Source organism: Streptomyces sp. NPDC047072 (assembly GCF_040643855.1).
Lineage (GTDB): Bacteria > Actinomycetota > Actinomycetes > Streptomycetales > Streptomycetaceae > Streptomyces.
Map to the genome: position 1 here is coordinate 17,993 of NZ_JBEYVC010000110.1, position 17,284 is coordinate 35,276.

Sequence of the window (17,284 nt, forward strand, 5' to 3'; positions counted from 1 at the left end):
CATGATCCGTACGTAGTTACGGTCCCCCGACTGGCTTTCGATCGGGGGTTGTTGTGGGTGTCGTCCTGCCGAGCGAGCTGGATGCGGCCCTCGACCTGATCGGCATCAGCTGGCCCAACGTCGACGAGGACGACTACCGCGACATGGCCCAGGCCATGCGGGAGTTCGCCGACGACATCGACGACGGCGCGGCCGACGCGCACCAGGCGATCACCGATCTGGTCGGGTCGAACGAGGGGCTCGCGATCCAGGCGCTCGAAGCGCACTGGGACATGGTCAAGGGCAAGCATCTGGCCAATCTCGCCGAGGCGGGCCGGGTCGCCGCGACCGCGCTGGACGCGGTCGCCGTGCTGATCGAGGGCGCGAAGATCGCCGCCATCGCCCAACTCGGCATCCTGGCCGCCGAGATAGCCGCCGCCCTCGCCGCCGCGCCGCTCACCTTCGGTCTGTCGACGCTCGGCGGCATCGCGGGCACCCAGGTCACCCGGATCGCGGTCAAGCGCATCTTCGAGGAGGTCTGCGAGGAGATCGCCTCCCGGATCGTCGAGGTCGCGATGGGCCCGGTCTTCCAGGCGCTCGGCTCGATGGCCGGCGACCTGGTGGTCCAACTGGGCGGCAACGCCCTGGGGTTGCAGAACGGCGTCGACCTCGGCCAGACCGCGAAGGCGGGCAAGGACGGACTGGACGAGGGCGTGGACACCCTCAAGTCCGGTGGCATGCAGCTGGCCGGCGCGGGCGGCGGATCGATGCAACTGGCCGGTGCGGACGGGGGATCGGGATCCGGCGGCTCGGGCGGCGGTGGGGGCGGCGGCGGGCAGTTCAGCATGGACGTCGACTCCTACGACCGTGCCGAGAGCGGGCTCAAGGGCGCGGGCGGCAAGATCCGCGACGGCGCCGGATCCAAGCTGGGCCGCGCGAGGTCCTCGCACGGCCGTGCCCGCGGCAAGGACCCGCTCACCGCCGCCCTCGACCCGATGGTCGACGAGGTTGTGGAGGGCATCGGCCGTGGGGTCAAGCGCTCCGCCGACCACCTCGACGAGAGCATGACCGGCGGCCTCAGGAAGATGGCCCGCAACCACCAGGACAACGACGGCCGCACGGCCCGCGACCTGGAGGGCCTGCACAAGGCGCACTCCCTCGACAGCCTCCAGAGGTTCGGCGACAAGACGCCCGTCTATCTGCTCAACAAGGCGGGCGACGTCAGCCTGCTCGACGGGAAGGGCGGAAAGACCAAGGTCGATCTCGACTCGCTCGACCCGAAGAAGGACGCGGCCCTGCTCAAGCTGCTGTCCGACGGGAATCCGCTGCCCGACAGCAAAAGGGATCCCATTCCGCTCGGCCGGGACAAGGCGAGCACCGAGGGGCCCCGCAAGAACTCCTCGGCGGTCGCCGCCGGGACGACGGAACTGTCCCGCGCGACCCAGCTGGCCCGCCATTCCGACGGGTACTACAAGGGAAAGAACTACGCGGCTTTCCGGGTCGGAAAGGGCGACGACAGTTTCATACTGGTCGGCCGGGTCGACGGTCCGCACTCGGAACGGATCGTGGGTGTCCCGCTCAAGAACAGCGGAATGTCGGACATGGTCAGCGAGGCCTACAGCGAACGGGCGCCCTGCCGGACCGCACAGTATTTCTGTGGAGAATGGATGGAGAAATACTTCAAGGGCACCGACATGTCCCACAGTTTCGAGTACGGCGAGAACGCGACCTGGAACGACGAAAGGGACCGCACCTCGGCGCTGCACGAATCCCAGCGCAGAGGGAACAGGGAGATGGCCAAGTACGTGCGCACACTGGGCGGTCTGGCCTCCTGAAGCCCGTGCTACGTTGGTCCCCGCCCACGCCCCGCGCAGCCTGTACTAGGGACGAACCATGATCGCTCCGGTCACCGCCGAACTCCTGCGGGACGTCTTCCCGCAGGAGCGGATCTCCCGTGTCCCGCCCGACCGGCAGAGTGCCGTCCTCGCCCATGCGGAATCCCGCGCCTTTCTGGCCGACATCGGAATTCCGCGGGCCGAGGGCGTGCTGATCGAGATCAGGGACGACCTCCCGGAAGGTCTGACCCCGCTGCTTTCCCACCGCCCCACGGCCGATTTCGCGGAATACGAGGACGCGCCGGACGACTTCACGCGGTGGATTCACCTCGGTAAAGCGGCCACCAGTGATCTCGCGCTCGACGGGGAGACCGGAATCGTCTACGACATCAACGACGAGGTCCGGGCGATCCAGCCGATGCACACCGATCTCTCCTCGATGGTGTACGGCATGTGGCTCCTCGAAAAGAGACGGCCGGACTACGACCCCGAGGACACGGACGAGATGCTGCCGGTGGAGGAAATGGAAAGGGTCGCCGACGAGATCCAGGCGGACCTCTCCCGGGTCGACCCGCTGCCTTTCGCGGGACCCGGCTGGTGGGAAGGTGTGGTTTCCGACATCGCTGGTGGTATGTGGTGACGAATGACAGTGACATCCGGCAGGTCGGCGAGATCGCGCTGCCCCTCCAGGTCGGCCCCTACTTCGCGACCGACGCGTCCGACCCCGTCGCGCTGGAGGAGTACGCGCGGTCCGTGGGGCGCGGTGTCGCGCGCGAGGAGTGCGCGCGGTGGACGCGGTTCGGCTCCGACCGCGGGTTCGAGATCTGTGCCGACGCCGACGGTGTCGTACGGGCCGTACTCCTCGACTGGGACGAGGAGTCGCGGTTCGTGAACTCCTCGCCGGGGGCGTTCGCCACCTCGCTCGCCGCGCTCGACCGGGCCCTCGGGGTGATCCTCGGGACCGACTCGCCGCAGGAGGCCGGTGCGGCGTACGCGGAGCTGGAGGAGCGGCTGCGTTCGGTGGACGCGGCGGCCTTCGAGGGGCGCGAGAACTGGTGGCCGCTCGTCCTCGACGACATCCGGGACACCGCGAGCGCCGAGTGGTTCACCGCGTTCGAGGTCGTGGACGGCCGGGGTGAGAAGCAGATCGTCACGCAGGCCGGTGCCATCGGTGTCCACCCGGAGGAGCGGCTCTGGGCGCGGCTGCGGGCGGCGGGGGTCGAGGCGGACCAAGTGGTGCGGATCCACACCGAGTTGGAGGCCTGCTTCATGCCGGGGCACTACTGCTCGATGTGGCTCGGGCAGGTGTTTCCCGACGCGCAGCTGACCCACAACTTCCCCTACGGCGAGACCGCGGAGTCCCGTGCCGAGGGGATCCGGCTGCTGCGGGAGGCGGCGGAGCAGGCGCCGGAGTAGGACGCCGGTCGCGACGGGCGCCGGGACGTGAGAAGAGTGGGAGCAGTTGACGCCATGACCGTCGGTGCCGTCGTCGATCCGGACATCGCCTCCTGGCCGCCGCTGGAGGACGAACTGCGGGGGCTCGGGCGGCGGTTGCTCGACTGGGCGGCTGACGGGAGCGGGCCGCGGGTGTGTCTGGTGCGGGGTGTCGCGGGGAGCGGCAAGAGCCGGCTGCTCGCGTGGTTCCTCGCGGGGGCGGCGGGACATCCGCGGACCGTCGTCCACGCGACGGTTCCCGCCGGGGGGTTGACCGCCGAGACCTTCGCGTGGGAGCTGGGGCGGCAGCTCGGGCACGGTCCGCTGTCCCCGCCCCGGCTCCTGGAACGCCTGCGCCGCGACGAGCGACCGCTGCTGATCCTCGTACCCGATCTGCATCGGGCGGGGGCGGGACCGGCGGATCTGCACGCGGCTCAACCGGCTTCGGTGGTGGGGGAGTTGCTGGGGCCGCTGCTGAGTCTGAGGCATGTGCGGGCGGTCGTGGAGACGGGGGAGTCGGGGCTGCTGGCGGGGGAGGGGGCGGAGGTTGTCGAGGTCGGGGGCCGGAGTGCTGAGGGCTCGGGCGAGCCAGGTGCGGGCGGCCTGGGTGGCTGGAGTGTTGAGGGCTCGGGCGAGCCAGGTGCGGGCGGCCTGGGTGGCTGGAGTGTTGAGGGCTCGGGCGAGCCAGGTGCGGGCGGGCCGGGTGGCTGGAGTGTTGAGGGCTCGGGCGAACCAGGTGCGGGCGGCCCGGGCGACCGGAGTGCTGAGGGCTCGGGCGAACCAGGCCCAGGCGACCGGAATGCTGTCGGCTCGGACGAACCAGGCCCGGGCGACCGTAGCGCCGAGTCCCCGGGCGACCGTAGCGCCGAGGGCTCGGGTAACCCTGGTGCCGCGCCCCTCGACGATCCGCCTCCCTCATACGCGAGTCGGACTCCCGCCTACGCCGAGCTCGTCGCGGCCGTTCCGCGTACCCCCGACGGGCGGCCGGACTGGGCCGGGGCGGCCGAGTCGGTTCGGCGGGAGGTGCTGGACGCGGCACTGCTCGCCGACGACGAGCGGGGCGCCGTACGGGAGTTGCTGACGGATCCCGGGTTTCTCGTGCACGGTTCGGCGACCGCGCTCACCGCCGTTCTCGCCGACGAGCGGATCGCCGTACCCGGGCAGCTGCGGCGGGTGTGGCGGCGGGCCGCACCCGAGTTGACCGCGTACCGCACCGACAGCACCGAGCGGGCCGCGCTGCTGCACGCCGCCGCCGTCGGAACGGACCCGGCGCTGGCCGAGTACCTGCGCCCCCTCGCCCACCGCCACACCTGGACGGCGACCTGGTCCCGCCCCGACCTCCCGGTGTCCGCGCTCGCGGTGCCGCCGGGCGCCGAGCGACGCGTGCTGGTGGCCGACGTGACGGGACGGCTGCGGCTCCTCGACACGGAGACCGGCGAGGCGGTGGCGACGGAGACGGCGGCGGCGACGGTCACCGGGGGAGCCCCGGGCAGGCCGCCGGCCGTACGGTCGGACTCCGCCGCCTCGGCGACGCCGCCCGGTTCCGCCGAACCGTCCGCGGCACCGGACTTCGCGTCGCCGTCCGCGGCACTGGACTCCACGTCGCCGGCCCCGGCCCCGGATTCCGCGGTACCGGATTCCGCGGTACCGGACTCCGTGGCACCGGATTCCACGTCGCCCGCCCTGCCCCCGCCGCCCGGTTTCCCGCCGTCGCCCCCGCGCCCCGTCTCCCTCGCCCCCCGCGACCCCCATTCCGCACTGCTCCTCGACGAGTCCGGTGCGCTGCTGTCGGTCGTGCCCGAGGACCCGGCCTACGTGAACACGGCGTTTCTGTTCTCGCACATCGCCGCGCATCACGGGTCCGCCGGGCTCGATGACGAAGGCGCGCAGGTCACCGCCGTGGCCGCCGATCCCGGAAGTCCGTACGCGGTCGTCGGGGATCGCTCCGGGGCCCTGCACGTGTGGTCCCTGGAGGAGTACCAGGACACCCCCCGCTCCCAGCGGGTGCACGAGCGGCCGGTCGGTGCCGTCGCCTGTCTGGGGCTCGGAGGCGACGGACCGACGCTCGTCTTCAGCGCCGCGCCCGACGGCTCGGTGCGGCTGTGGGAGACCTCGGCCGAGCCCATGCCGGTCCCCGTGGAGCGGCGCGGCTGCCTGCCCACCGGGCTCGCCGCGGCCGCCACCCCGGAGGGCCCGGTGCTCGCCGTCGCCTGGAGCGACGGCGCACTCCACCTGTGGCACGTCCTGTCCGGCAGGATGCGCGCGATCCCCCTCCTGCACCCCTGCCGGACCCTCGCCCTCACCCCCGAGGGCCTGCTGCTGGCCGGGGGTCCGGAGGGGGTGTACGCCGTACGGCTACGGCTGGACCGCCTCTGGGACTGAACCCGGGGTCACCGCTCCTTCGTCTCCTCCAGTACCGTCCGCCCCAGCAGCAGATACCGCTCCGGCGAGCGCCGCTTGAGGTACTGCGCGTACCCGATCCCCAGCGCCGCGACCGCCGCGACCAGCCACGGCGTGGCCTTCAGGACGAGCGATCCGGACTCCGTGCCGGCCGCCGCCCCCATGTTGGAGACCAGCAGGACCACCACACCGAGCATCGCGAGACCGCCGACCAGCGGGGCCACCAGGGTCCTGAACCAGTGCCGGCTCTCGGGGTGGTGGGAGCGGAAGTAGGACAGCACCGCGAAGGAGCACACCGCCTGCACGATCAGGATCGCCATGGTGCCGAGGATCGCGAGCAGGACGTACGTACCGGTGTACGGGTCCTTGCCCGCGACCGCGAACGCCAGCAGCAGGAGCGCGGTCACGATCGTCTGCACCAGGCCCGCGATGTGCGGCGAGCCGTGCCGGGCGTGGGTGCGGCCGACCGTCTTCTGCAGGGAGGGCAGGACGCCCTCGCGGCCCAGCGCGTACATGTAGCGGGCGGCGCAGTTGTGGAAGGCCATGCCGCAGGCGAGCGAACCGGTGATCATCAGCCACTGCATGACGACGACCGCCCAGTGGCCGACGTACGTCTCGGTCGGGCCGAAGAACAGCTCCAGCGGGTTGTCGGTGGCGACCTTGACGGCCTTGCCCTCGCCCGTGCCCGAGATGGCCATCCAGGAGACGAAGACGTAGAAGACGCCGACGCCGAGGACCGAGATCATCGTCGCCTTGGGGATGATCTTCTTCGGGTTGCGGGACTCCTCGCCGTACATCGCCGTCGACTCGAAGCCGACCCACGACCAGAAGGCGAAGAAGAGGCCGAGACCTGCGGAGGTGCCCTTGAAGGCGTTGACGGGGTTGACCGGGTCGAGGCTGAAGCCGTCCGGTCCGCCGCCGTGGAAGGCGACGGAGATCGCCATCGCCGCGAGGATCGTCACCTCGGTCGCGAGGAGGACGACGAGCAGTTTCTCGGCGACCGAGATGCCGAACCAGGTGCCCATCGCGTTGACCGCGAGCATCAGGACCGCGAACGCCCACCACGGGATGTGCAGCCCCGTCTGGTCCTTGAGCGTCTCCGTCGCGAAGGTCGAGAAGATGCCGATCAGCGCCGGCTCGAAGACGACGTACGCGAAGGTCGCGAGCAGCCCGGAGGCGAGGCCGACGGTGCGGCCGAGGCCGTAGGAGATGAAGCCGTAGAAGGCGCCCGTCGAGGTGATGTGCTTGGCCATCGACGTGAAGCCGACGGAAAAGATTGCCAGTACGACCATTGCGACCAGGTAGCTGGCCGGGGCGCCGATGCCGTTGCCCGCCGACACCATGAAGGGCACGTTGCCCGTCATCGCGGTGATCGGCGCGGCGGTCGCCACGGCCATGAAGACCACGCCCAGCAGGCCCACGGCGTTGGGCTTCAACCGGTGGACGGTGCCACCCTCGTCCGTCCCGGTCGCCGGGGCGACCCCTTCGTCCACTGCCATCGGGTGGCCTTTCTCCTCGCCCGTCCACTATGTGCTGGACCGGAACTCTGTAGCCCGAATGAGTCGAGCAAGGGTCTCGGGGCGTTAAATGTTTGTCAACCAGACCTTTAGAAATCTGTCGGCAATATGCGGCTCGTAGCGTCGCCGGCATGAGCTACACGTCCGTACTCGGCGGTCACCGCCACCGCTTCGACACCCTCGCCCGACTGCTCGCCGCGGCCAGTCCCGAGCGCTCCGGCGACCGGCTGGCCGGGCTCGCGGCGGCCTCCGCGCAGGAACGGGTCGCGGCCCGCTGGGCGCTCGCGGACGTCCCGCTCACGGACTTCCTGACCTCGCCGGTGATCCCGTACGAGACGGACGACGTGACCCGGCTGATCCTGGACACGCACGACGCGGGCGCGTTCGCGCCGGTGGCCGGTATGACGGTGGGGGGCTTCCGGGAGTGGCTGCTGAGCGCTGCCCCCGAGGAGCTGACCTCGTTGGCGCCCGGGCTCACGCCCGAGATGGTCGCGGCGGTGTCCAAGCTGATGGGCAACGCGGATCTGGTCGCCGTCGCGCGGAAGGTGCGGGTGGTGACGGCGTTCCGTTCGACGATCGGGCTGCCGGGCCGGCTCGCGACCCGCCTCCAGCCCAACCACCCCACCGACGACCCGGCGGGCGTGGCGGCGGCCCTGCTGGACGGGCTGCTGCTGGGCTCCGGCGACGCGGTCATCGGCATCAACCCGGCGACGGACAGCCCGAAGGCCGTACGGGACCTGCTGGAACTCCTCGACGGGGTCATCCAGCGGTACGCCATCCCGACCCAGTCCTGTGTGCTCAGCCATGTCACGACGAGCCTGGAGCTGATGTCCCGGGGTGCGCCGGTCGACCTCGTCTTCCAGTCGATCGCCGGGACGCAGGCGGCCAACGCGTCGTTCGGCGTGACGCTCGGACTGCTGGACGAGGCGTACGAGGCGGCGCTGGCGCTCGGGCGGGGGACCGTCGGGCAGAACGTCATGTACTTCGAGACCGGGCAGGGCAGCGCGCTGTCCGCCGACGCGCACCACGGGGTGGACCAGCAGACCGTGGAGGCCAGGGCGTACGCGGTGGCGCGCCGCTACGACCCGCTGCTGGTGAACACGGTCGTCGGCTTCATCGGGCCGGAGTACCTCTACGACGGGCGGCAGATCCTGCGGGCCGCGCTGGAGGACCACTTCTGCGGCAAACTCCTCGGCCTGCCCATGGGGTTGGACATCTGCTACACCAACCACGCCGACGCGGACGACGACGACATCGCGACGATGCTGACCATGCTCGCGGTGGCCGGGGCGTCCTTCGTGATCTGCACGCCGGGCGGCGACGACATCATGCTCAACTACCAATCGGCCTCGTACCACGACGCGTTGTACCTCCGCGAGGTCCTCGGGCTGCGCCCGGCGCCGGAGTTCGAGGCATGGCTGGCGGGGATCGGGCTGCTGGACGAAGGGGGCGGGGTCCGGGAGGTCACCGGGCATCCGCTGACGGAGATCGGAAGGGAGCTGGCGGCATGAGTGAAGTGGTCGTGCAGCAGGGCGAGTTGTGGGCTTCTCTACGGCTGCACACGCAGGCCCGGATCGGGCTGGGCCGGGCCGGATCCGCCCTCCCGACCCGGCACCGGCTCGAACTCCAGGCGGCGCACGCGGCGGCCCGGGACGCGGTGCACTCGCCGTTCGAGCCGGACGTGATCGTGGCGGGGCTCGCCGGGATGCCGACGGTACGGGTGCGCAGTGCCGCTCCCGACCGGCTGACGTATCTCCAGCGGCCGGACCTCGGGCGCCGGCTCGATCCGACGGACCGTGCGCACCTCCCGGTGGGGGAGTGGGACGTGGTCTTCGTCGTGGCGGACGGGCTCTCCAGCCGGGCGGTGCACGAGCACGCGGCGGCGGTGGTCCGTGCGACGACGGCGCGTCTCGTGGGCTGGAGCGTCGCGCCTGTCGTGCTCGCGGAGCAGGCGCGGGTGGCCCTCGGCGACGACGTGGCCCGGGCGATGGGCGCGGCGATGGTGGTCGTCCTGGTCGGCGAGCGGCCCGGCATGTCGGCGGCGGACTCCCTGGGCGCGTACCTGACGTACGGGCCCAGGCCGGGGGTGACGACCGACGCCGACCGGAACTGCCTGTCCAACATTCGGCCGCCGCTGGGACTGTCGTACGAGGGGGCGGCGGGGAAGCTGGCGGGGTTGATGGGGCGGGCACGGGAGTTGGAGGTTACGGGGGTGGGGCTGAAGGATGAGTCCGATCACGGAGAGGTGAATGATCGGATACTCTGAGTTGCGACTGGTCCGCATCTCGGGGAGGGCGCATCATGACACTCATGGCAGAGCGACCGGTGATGAGCATTGAGCCCGGCGGATTCGAGGAGATGCTCGACGTCCTCGAAGAGCTGCGCGTGCCCGACGGCTACAAGGCCGAGATCATCAGGGGGAACATCGTCGTGTCGCCGTGGTCGAAGGGGTACTACAACCGCGTGATGAGGCTGGTGTGCAAACAGCTGGAAGCGCACCTCCCCGAGAGGTACGAGATCGACCGGGCCCCGACGTTGTTCGTCTTCCCCGGTGACGAGTGCGCGTACGGGCCGGACATCCACGCGGTGCACGAGCAAGCTCTTGAGACGGAGAGCAACCACCTGGACGGCGAAAGCCTCTGTTTCGTCGCCGAGTTGACCTCTCGCTCCACTCGGAACGACGACCTGACCGACAAGGTCGGGGTCTACGCCAAGGCGGGTATCCCTGTGTATCTGCTCCTCGACATGCAGGAGGAGCGGGCCATCGTCTACGGGTCCCCTTCCGCGAAGGGCTATGAGGTCCGCTACACCAAGCCGTTCGGCGAGAAGATCCACATTCCGGCACCGTTCGACTGCGTGCTCGACACCACCGGGTTCCAACGGCCGGAGAAGAGCGACAAGGCCCAGGTCACTCCGCCCCCGGCAACGTAAGTCTCAGCGCCCCCTCCCACACCGTCCACGTCCGCCTCCGTACCGGTCCCGCCACCGTCGCGTCCGCGCGGTAGCGGAAGTCCGCTCCCGAGACCGTCACCCGGCGGCCCCGGGCCAGCAGCGGGGACGCCTCCGCGCCCACCGACACCGGGCGGATCTCCACCGCCGCGGAGCCGTAGCCGCCCGGTGTCACGGAGACCGTCTCCACCGGCTGGTCCAGGTCGACGAGGGTCTCGCCGTCCACCTCGACGCGGAGCCGCGCGGGGCCCGGGACGGCGGCGGAGGGCTCGCGGGCCGGACGCGCCGGCACCAGGGTCCGTACCAGGGACTGGGCCGTACGCAGCCAGGGGCGGGCCAGGTCCACGCCCGGGCCCGGCACCGTCACCGGCGGGATCCGCAGCGCCCCCAGCACCACCCCGTCGCTGTCGTCGACCAGCACGTCCAGCCGCCGCTCGGCCCCTTCCAGGACCGCCCGCGCCGCCGCCACCGCACCCGTCGGCACGCCCAGCGAGTGCGCCACGCCCAGCGCGGCGCCCACCGGCACCACCGACAGCGCACATTCGGCCAGCTCCCGCCGTCGGTGCAGCAGGGACACCGCCCGCATCAGCGCCCGGTCGTCACCGACCACGACCGGCCGCCGCGAGCCGCGCCGGGCGAGCGCCCGGGCGAACTCCTCGGGGTCGTCCGGCAGGCACACCTTGGTCGCCGCACCCGCGCTGAGCACGTCTTTCGCGATCCGCACCGATTCGTTGTCCGTCTTGCGGGCCATCGGATCGATGACCACCAGCAGCTGTTCGGACGTCGCGAAAGTCGCCACCTCGGCCATGCCTCGCTTCCTCGGGTAGCATCTTTGTGCAAGAGCCCCTTGCGCTATTGCGCCAGGGGCTTCGTCTATTCCGGGGCATCCGGTCCGACGGTCACGCGGCCAACGACGGCCGCAGCGTACGTGGCGGCGGTCAGCCGTACGCGTACGCCCCTGACCTTGGACATGCCCCGCCCGGAAGGGGTGTACGCGCGTGCCCGCACTTGTGCTGCTCGGTGCTCAGTGGGGTGACGAAGGCAAGGGAAAGGCGACGGACCTGCTAGGCGGATCCGTCGACTATGTGGTGCGCTACCAGGGCGGCAACAACGCCGGCCACACGGTAGTCGTGGGCGACCAGAAGTACGCCCTCCACCTGCTCCCTTCCGGAATCCTGTCGCCGGGGTGCACCCCGGTCATCGGCAACGGTGTCGTCATCGACCCGTCGGTCCTGTTCTCCGAGCTGAACGGACTGAACGACCGCGGTGTCGACACCTCCAAGCTCCTGATCAGTGGTAACGCCCACGTCATCACGCCTTACAACGTCACCGTCGACAAGGTGACGGAACGCTTCCTCGGAAAGCGCAAGATCGGCACCACCGGGCGCGGCATCGGCCCGACCTACGCCGACAAGATCAACCGTGTGGGCATCCGGATCCAGGACCTGTACGACGAGTCGATCCTCACCCAGAAGGTCGAGGCGGCCCTCGACGGCAAGAACCAACTCCTCACCAAGGTCTTCAACCGCCGTGCCATCGAGGTGGAGCAGGTCGTCGAGGAGCTGCTGGGCTACGCGGACCGCCTCAAGCCGTACGTCGCCGACACGGTCCTGGTGCTGAACCAGGCGCTGGAGCAGGACAAGGTCGTGCTCTTCGAGGGCGGTCAGGGCACGCTCCTGGACATCGACCACGGGACCTATCCCTTCGTCACGTCCTCCAACCCCACCGCGGGTGGCGCGTGCACGGGCACCGGTGTGGGCCCCACCAAGATCAGCCGGGTCATCGGCATCCTCAAGGCCTACACGACCCGCGTCGGCTCGGGCCCGTTCCCGACCGAGCTGTTCGACGAGGACGGCGAGGCGCTGCGCCGGATCGGCGGCGAGCGGGGCGTGACGACCGGCCGTGACCGCCGCTGCGGCTGGTTCGACGCCGTGATCGCCCGCTACGCGACCCGCGTCAACGGCCTGACCGACTTCTTCCTGACCAAGCTCGACGTCCTCACCGGCTGGGAGCAGATCCCGGTCTGCGTGGCCTACGAGATCGACGGCAAGCGCGTCGAGGAACTCCCGTACTCCCAGACCGACTTCCACCACGCGAAGCCGATCTACGAGAACCTCCCGGGCTGGTCCGAGGACATCAGCAAGGCGAAGACCTTCGCCGACCTCCCGAAGAACGCCCAGGACTACGTCAAGGCGCTGGAGGAGATGTCCGGCGCCCCGATCTCCGCGATCGGCGTGGGCCCGGGCCGCGACGAGACGATCGAGATCAACTCGTTCCTGTAAATCCGCTTTGTCCGACAGCTGTTGGGCCGGTCATGGACTTCCTTGACCGGCCCATGGCTTGCTCCTGGTTCCGTGCGCGACGGGCGGGACGCAACTATCTACGCGGGTAGTTCCGTCCCTCCTCCCTCTTCAGCTCCAGGAGCTTCGCATGCCCGTCAGTCCCATGAACCGTCGTGCGTTCGTGAAGAAGTCGGCCGTCACCGGTGCCGCCGTCGCCGCCGCGGGCACCGTCGCCGCGACCCCGGCCCAGGCCGCCGAGCACAGGCCCGCCAAGTCGCCGAAGACCTGGACCTTCTCCATCCTCGGCACCACCGACCTGCACAGCCACGTCTTCGACTGGGACTACTACCTGGACAAGGCCTACTCCGACACGAAGGGGAACTCCGTCGGGGTCGCGCGGGTCGCCACGCTCATCAAGCAGCAGCGGGCGGCGAAGGGCGAGGAGCACGTGCTGCTCGTGGACGCCGGGGACATCATCCAGGGGACCTCCCTGGCCTACTACTTCGCGCGGGTGGAGCCCATCACCGACAAGGGCGTCAAGCACCCGATGGCCGTCGCCATGAACCACATGCGCTACGACGCCGCCGCGCTCGGCAACCACGAGTTCAACTACGGCATCGAGGTGCTCAGGAAGTTCGAGAGCCAGTGTCACTTCCCGCTGCTCGGCGCGAACGCGCTGGACGCGAAGACGCTGAAGCCCGCCTTCCCGCCGTACACCGTGAAGCGGATCTGTGTGCCGGGCGCCCCGGACATCAAGGTCGGCATCCTGGGCCTCACCAACCCCGGTATCGCGCTGTGGGACAAGGACAACGTCAGCGGGAAGATGGTCTTCCCCGGGCTCGTCGAGCAGGCGAAGAAGTACGTGCCGCGGCTGCGCGCGCTCGGCTGTGACGTCGTCTTCCTGACCGACCACTCCGGGCTCGACGGCTCCTCGTCGTACGGCGACGAGCTGCCCTACGTCGAGAACGCCTCCAACCTCGTCGCCCAGCAGGTCCCGGGCATCGACGCGATCCTGGTCGGGCACACCCACGTCGAGGTGCCGTCGTACACCGTGAAGAACGACGAGACCGGCGAGGACGTGCTGCTCTCCGAGCCGTACTGCTGGGGCTACCGGCTCAGCGTCTTCGACTTCGAGCTGGAGCTCGTGCACGGGCAGTGGAAGGTCACGAAGAAGACCGCCCAGACTCTCAACCCCAACACGGTCGACGAGGACCCGGAGATCAAGAAGCTCCTGGAGGCCGACCACGAGCTGGTGGTGAAGTACGTCAACACGGCGGTCGGCACCTGCACCGAGGACCTCTCGGCCGCCGAGTCCTGCTGGAAGGACGTCCCGATCATGGACTTCATCCACCAGGTCCAGATGGACACCGTGAAGGCGGGCCTGTCGACCTCGGACGCGGCGCTGCCGCTGATCTCCGTCGCCGCGCCCTTCTCCCGCACCGCGGACATCCCGGCCGGCAGCGTCACCATCAAGGACATCGCCGGGCTCTACATCTACGACAACACCCTGTACGGCAAGAAGCTCACCGGCGCCCAGCTCAAGGACTACCTGGAGTACGCGGCGAAGTACTACCACCAGGTGCCGGCGGGCACGGCCGTGGACACCGCGACGCTGACCAACGCCAACAGCTTCTGGGACTACATGTACGACACCGCCGCGGGCGTCTCGTACGACATCGACATCGCGGCGGCGGAGGGTTCGCGGATCAAGAACCTCTCCTACAACGGGACTTCGGTCGCCGACGACCAGGTCTTCGTCGTCGCCGTCAACAACTACCGGGCCAACGGCGGCTCCGGCTACCCGCACATCGCCGCCGCCGACATCGCGTACAGCTCCACCAACGAGATCCGCCAGCTGATGATCGACTACGTCACCTCCAAGGGCACCCTGGATCCGAAGGACTTCGCGGTCACCAACTGGAAGCTGACGCAGGGCGGGACCCCGGTCTTCCCGTAACGCCTGTCCTGACCGGCGCCGCCGCGACAGTCGGCGGCGCATCAGCCCTGACCGCGGAGTCCACGGTGCTCCGGGAAGTGCAGGAGGAGCTGACGCTCGAACCCGAACTGCTCTCGGGCGTCGGCATCATCGACTCGTGGGGGAGATCCCGGAACTCGTGATGCCCGACGCGTACAAGAGGACGATCGAGACGTGGCGGCGTCGACGGTCGGGTTGAGAGCGCGATCACGGGGGACCGCGGCCACGGCGTCCGCTGGCCCCGCCGTGGCCGTCACGTCACCGGCCTTCGTGCCGGGCGGGACGGCGGCTCAGACGCGCACCCGGGCGAGGAAGCCGGACCAGGTCGTGGCGGAGACGGTGAGGATGTCTCCGGCGGGGGTCTTGGAGTCGCGGATGTGGACGGCGGGGGCGTCGGTGGCGTCGAAGCAGGGGGCTATCTCGACGCAGTCGCCGCCACCGCTGTCGCTGTACGTCGACTTGCGCCAGGCGTAGGCGACTTCGAGGCACTGGCCGCCACCGCCGTCGCTGTAGCTGGACTTGAACCACCGCAGGGTGTCGGCGCTGTTCATCGTTCCTCTCCTGCCAGTCGCTCGATGAGGTCCAGGGAGTCGTCGGGACTCAGGGCCTGCGCTCGGATCTTCGCATAGCGGTGGGTCAGTTGGGACACCTCCACCGGTTCGGAGATCAGGAGGGACTGGTCCTCGATCTCCATGTACACGACGTGCTGGTGCTCCTCGGTCACCACGAGCTGCATGGGTCCGCGGTCGCCCGCGTACGCCCCGCGCAGCCCTCGGTCCATCGGAAGCACCTGCACACAGACATTGTCCCGCCGCGCGTCCTCGGCGAGCGAGCGCAGCTGCCCGCGCAGGATCTCCCAGCTGCCGAACGGCCGCCGCAGCACGCTCTCTTCGAGGATCAGCTCGATCATCGGGGCCGGGGCGCGGTCGAGGAGCCGCCTGCGGGCGATCCGCGCCTCGACCAGTTCCTCCCGCTTCTCTTCCGACACCGGCGGATAGCTGCCGCCGATCAGCGCCCGCGCGTAGCCGTCCGTCTGGAACAGGCCGTCGACGACATGTGTCTGGTACGAGCAGATGGTGACCGCCTTGGCCTCCATGTCCGCGAACCCCCTGAACCGCTTCGGGTACTTCTCCAGCAGCATCCACTTCCGCGCCTCCTCGAAGACGGGCGCCAGCTCACCCCCGATCACCTCCTTCAACTTCACCAGCATCTGGTCGCTCGCCGGCTGCGCACACGTCTCCATCGCGCTCACCGCCGATCCCGTGAAGCCCATCTCCTTCCCCAACTGCTCCTGTGAGAGCCCCATTTGCTCCCGCCGTGCCTTCGCCAGGGTGGCCACGAGATGCGCCGTGCCACCCGCCGTCGTCTTGTTCTCCGCCCGCGCCATCGCGGTCACCCCCGGGACTCAACCGAACTCAACCGGTGCCGACCCGCGCCGCCGACAGCCGACCATGACCGACCGATGACGCAGGGTTATGGATGAAGCTAGCCCGGCCTGCCGACACTGTCCGCATGAATACGCAAAGTGACGAGGTAAACCTCGACGACCCCGAGTGCGTCCCTGAGATCCCGGACTGGATCCCTGACAGGGGCGTCCAACTCCGCAAGGCGGGCGTCCAGTTCGACGCGGTCCGGATCGACGGCGACGAGGGGCGCGCCCTGGCCGACCGGCTTGCGCGGATGACGGGAGGCGATCCGGGGCCGGTGCTGGAGGTCGCGAGCGGGCGGCGCTGTGTGTACTTCCTGGTCGCCGCCGGGAGCACCGCCCACCATCCCTGGCCGGACGGGGTGACGAGACTGACCTCGGGGCCGGACCGGGAGACCTTCATCCCCATCCCCGCGCTGCACGACCGGACTTGGCCCTTTTCCTGGCGCTATCCCCCCACCGGCCCGGACCGTTTCGTCCACACGCTGTTGCTGCGGACCGCCCTTCACTCCGAGGAGTGAAAAGTGGGAACTTCCGCCCGGTAAAACCCGGTTGCGGCTTGCGTTCGTCGCTCTGCGTGCCCATAGAGTCACGGCAACAGAAACGCCCCCGCGGTGCGCTAACACCCGGGGGCTCGACACCCGGAGCACAACCTCCCGATGCGGATCCATCGTACGACGCCCACGCGCGCGTTTTCCGTCTTAGCCAACGCTCTTCTCCGCGACCGGAGCATCTCCTGGTGTGCGGTGGGCGTACTGACGTACCTATTGAGCCTCCCGGAAGGCGCCCGCGCCAACATCCGCAGCCCTTCGGATCAGCGCAAGGACGGGCGGGCCCGGATCGCCGCCGCCCTGCTTGAGCTGGAGGAATTCCGGTATCTGCGGCGGGTGGTGAGGAAGAGCGGGGAGAACGGCCAACTCTTCACCACGTACGAGGTTTTCGATACTCCGTACGACGAAGAGCCCCCGGACGCACCGGAGAGTGAATCTCCGGAAGCCGAGCCGGAAGCTGTGCTGGAGCCCCAAAACCTGGCCTTCGGAGAGTCGGCGGGCGCGGCGGCGGGCGAGCCCCCTTCGGGGGCGAAGAACCAGGCCGCCCGCGCGGTGGCCGTGGCGACCGGCGAGGACGCCGAGGTCGCCGAGTGAAGAAGTTCCGGGCGCAGCCCGGTTTTGTGGTGCAGGCGTTCCGGTTCGCTCTGGACCCGAACGCCGCCCAGGAGGCCGCGCTGCGTTCGCACTGCGGCGCCGCCCGTGCCGCGTACAACTGGGCGGTCGCCTGGGTCGAGGCGTCGTGGTGGCAGCGTAAGGCTGAAGCCACCTACGGCATCACCGGGGAGCAGCTCACCGAGTGGCGGCCGTGGTCGCTGCCCGCCCTGCGGAAGGCGTTCAACGAAGGCAAGCACACCGACCCGCGGTTCGCGTCCTGGTGGGAGGACAACTCCAAGGAGGCGTACTCCACCGGCCTCGCGAACGCCGCCGCCGCGTTCG

At 69.9% G+C, this 17,284-nt stretch carries 16 protein-coding genes; 12 read left to right on the plus strand and 4 right to left on the minus strand.

The features are described 5' to 3' along the window. The first annotated feature begins 53 nt into the window (after positions 1-53). Genes ABZ896_RS34660 through ABZ896_RS34675 form a run of 4 tightly spaced genes read left to right on the plus strand, consistent with a single transcriptional unit; the run spans position 54 to position 5,630 of the window. Positions 54-1,814 carry a nucleic acid/nucleotide deaminase domain-containing protein gene (locus ABZ896_RS34660; RefSeq protein ID WP_360937793.1) on the plus strand — a complete coding sequence of 587 codons (1,761 nt, stop codon included), beginning with the start codon at positions 54-56 and terminating at the stop codon, positions 1,812-1,814. Positions 1,815-1,872: 58 nt separating this feature from the next. Further along, positions 1,873-2,454: an SUKH-4 family immunity protein gene (locus ABZ896_RS34665; protein WP_360937796.1), complete on the plus strand. Its 582-nt coding sequence runs from the start codon at positions 1,873-1,875 to the stop codon at positions 2,452-2,454. Then, positions 2,451-3,230 (plus strand): nucleic acid/nucleotide deaminase domain-containing protein, encoded by a 780-nt coding sequence (locus tag ABZ896_RS34670; RefSeq protein WP_360937799.1) that lies wholly within the window; start codon positions 2,451-2,453, stop codon positions 3,228-3,230. The genes ABZ896_RS34665 and ABZ896_RS34670 overlap by 4 nt, the downstream gene beginning before the upstream one ends. Positions 3,231-3,284: 54 nt before the next feature. Next, positions 3,285-5,630: an AAA family ATPase gene (locus ABZ896_RS34675; RefSeq protein ID WP_360937802.1), complete on the plus strand. Its 2,346-nt coding sequence runs from the start codon at positions 3,285-3,287 to the stop codon at positions 5,628-5,630. An 8-nt stretch (positions 5,631-5,638) separates the two neighbouring features. On the opposite strand, the gene ABZ896_RS34680 is transcribed toward ABZ896_RS34675, so the two are convergent. Continuing rightward, positions 5,639-7,147, minus strand: coding sequence for an APC family permease (locus ABZ896_RS34680; RefSeq protein WP_360937805.1), 1,509 nt, complete (start codon positions 7,145-7,147; stop codon positions 5,639-5,641). A gap of 149 nt (positions 7,148-7,296) precedes the next feature. Here ABZ896_RS34680 and ABZ896_RS34685 point away from each other — a divergent pair, with 149 nt between their 5' ends. The 3 genes from ABZ896_RS34685 to ABZ896_RS34695 are packed head-to-tail and all read left to right on the plus strand — an operon-like array spanning position 7,297 to position 10,096. Next, the gene (locus tag ABZ896_RS34685) at positions 7,297-8,676 is read left to right on the plus strand and encodes an ethanolamine ammonia-lyase subunit EutB (protein WP_360937808.1); all 1,380 of its coding nucleotides are present in this window, start codon (positions 7,297-7,299) and stop codon (positions 8,674-8,676) included. After that, on the plus strand, positions 8,673-9,431 hold the full coding sequence (gene eutC, locus ABZ896_RS34690) for an ethanolamine ammonia-lyase subunit EutC (protein WP_360937811.1): 759 nt from the start codon (positions 8,673-8,675) through the stop codon (positions 9,429-9,431). The genes ABZ896_RS34685 and eutC overlap by 4 nt, the downstream gene beginning before the upstream one ends. A gap of 35 nt (positions 9,432-9,466) precedes the next feature. Continuing rightward, positions 9,467-10,096 carry a Uma2 family endonuclease gene (locus tag ABZ896_RS34695; RefSeq protein WP_360937814.1) on the plus strand — a complete coding sequence of 210 codons (630 nt, stop codon included), beginning with the start codon at positions 9,467-9,469 and terminating at the stop codon, positions 10,094-10,096. Here the strand turns inward: ABZ896_RS34695 and ABZ896_RS34700 are convergent. Beyond that, positions 10,074-10,922, minus strand: a complete 849-nt coding sequence (locus ABZ896_RS34700) for a diacylglycerol kinase family protein (RefSeq protein WP_360937817.1) — start codon at positions 10,920-10,922, stop codon at positions 10,074-10,076. The two genes, ABZ896_RS34695 and ABZ896_RS34700, sit on opposite strands and share 23 nt — an antisense overlap. Before the next feature lie 190 nt (positions 10,923-11,112). Between ABZ896_RS34700 and ABZ896_RS34705 the strand changes: the two genes are divergently transcribed. Further along, on the plus strand, positions 11,113-12,396 hold the full coding sequence (locus tag ABZ896_RS34705) for an adenylosuccinate synthase (protein WP_360937820.1): 1,284 nt from the start codon (positions 11,113-11,115) through the stop codon (positions 12,394-12,396). 148 nt (positions 12,397-12,544) lie between these two features. Beyond that, positions 12,545-14,353 carry a 5'-nucleotidase C-terminal domain-containing protein gene (locus ABZ896_RS34710; protein ID WP_360937823.1) on the plus strand — a complete coding sequence of 603 codons (1,809 nt, stop codon included), beginning with the start codon at positions 12,545-12,547 and terminating at the stop codon, positions 14,351-14,353. 308 nt (positions 14,354-14,661) lie between these two features. On the opposite strand, the gene ABZ896_RS34715 is transcribed toward ABZ896_RS34710, so the two are convergent. Beyond that, a complete protein-coding gene (locus ABZ896_RS34715) occupies positions 14,662-14,922 on the minus strand; it encodes a DUF397 domain-containing protein (RefSeq protein WP_360937826.1) in 261 nt (86 codons plus the stop codon). After that, the gene (locus tag ABZ896_RS34720) at positions 14,919-15,758 is read right to left on the minus strand and encodes a helix-turn-helix transcriptional regulator (RefSeq protein ID WP_360937844.1); all 840 of its coding nucleotides are present in this window, start codon (positions 15,756-15,758) and stop codon (positions 14,919-14,921) included. The genes ABZ896_RS34715 and ABZ896_RS34720 overlap by 4 nt, the downstream gene beginning before the upstream one ends. Before the next feature lie 125 nt (positions 15,759-15,883). On the opposite strand from ABZ896_RS34720, the gene ABZ896_RS34725 reads away from it, so the two are divergent. From ABZ896_RS34725 to ABZ896_RS34735, 3 genes are all read left to right on the plus strand, one after another. After that, a complete protein-coding gene (locus ABZ896_RS34725; RefSeq protein WP_360937829.1) occupies positions 15,884-16,318 on the plus strand; it encodes a hypothetical protein in 435 nt (144 codons plus the stop codon). A gap of 225 nt (positions 16,319-16,543) precedes the next feature. Continuing rightward, a complete protein-coding gene (locus ABZ896_RS34730; protein WP_360937832.1) occupies positions 16,544-16,942 on the plus strand; it encodes a hypothetical protein in 399 nt (132 codons plus the stop codon). Continuing rightward, the coding region (locus ABZ896_RS34735; RefSeq protein WP_360937835.1) for a helix-turn-helix domain-containing protein at positions 16,939-17,284 on the plus strand (346 nt) is incomplete at its 3' end. The genes ABZ896_RS34730 and ABZ896_RS34735, both read left to right, overlap by 4 nt.

What these genes read in the sequence shown, in the direction of transcription:
- ABZ896_RS34700 (WP_360937817.1), bottom strand. Translation starts at nt 10,922, where the DNA reads ATGGCCGAGGTGGCGACTTTCGCGACGTCCGAACAGCTGCTGGTGGTC.
- ABZ896_RS34725 (WP_360937829.1), top strand. Translation starts at nt 15,884, where the DNA reads ATGAATACGCAAAGTGACGAGGTAAACCTCGACGACCCCGAGTGCGTC.
- ABZ896_RS34685 (WP_360937808.1), top strand. Translation starts at nt 7,297, where the DNA reads ATGAGCTACACGTCCGTACTCGGCGGTCACCGCCACCGCTTCGACACC.
- eutC (WP_360937811.1), top strand. Translation starts at nt 8,673, where the DNA reads ATGAGTGAAGTGGTCGTGCAGCAGGGCGAGTTGTGGGCTTCTCTACGG.
- ABZ896_RS34675 (WP_360937802.1), top strand. Translation starts at nt 3,285, where the DNA reads ATGACCGTCGGTGCCGTCGTCGATCCGGACATCGCCTCCTGGCCGCCG.
- ABZ896_RS34715 (WP_360937826.1), bottom strand. Translation starts at nt 14,922, where the DNA reads ATGAACAGCGCCGACACCCTGCGGTGGTTCAAGTCCAGCTACAGCGAC.
- ABZ896_RS34695 (WP_360937814.1), top strand. Translation starts at nt 9,467, where the DNA reads ATGACACTCATGGCAGAGCGACCGGTGATGAGCATTGAGCCCGGCGGA.
- ABZ896_RS34665 (WP_360937796.1), top strand. Translation starts at nt 1,873, where the DNA reads ATGATCGCTCCGGTCACCGCCGAACTCCTGCGGGACGTCTTCCCGCAG.
- ABZ896_RS34720 (WP_360937844.1), bottom strand. Translation starts at nt 15,758, where the DNA reads ATGGCGCGGGCGGAGAACAAGACGACGGCGGGTGGCACGGCGCATCTC.
- ABZ896_RS34710 (WP_360937823.1), top strand. Translation starts at nt 12,545, where the DNA reads ATGCCCGTCAGTCCCATGAACCGTCGTGCGTTCGTGAAGAAGTCGGCC.
- ABZ896_RS34680 (WP_360937805.1), bottom strand. Translation starts at nt 7,147, where the DNA reads ATGGCAGTGGACGAAGGGGTCGCCCCGGCGACCGGGACGGACGAGGGT.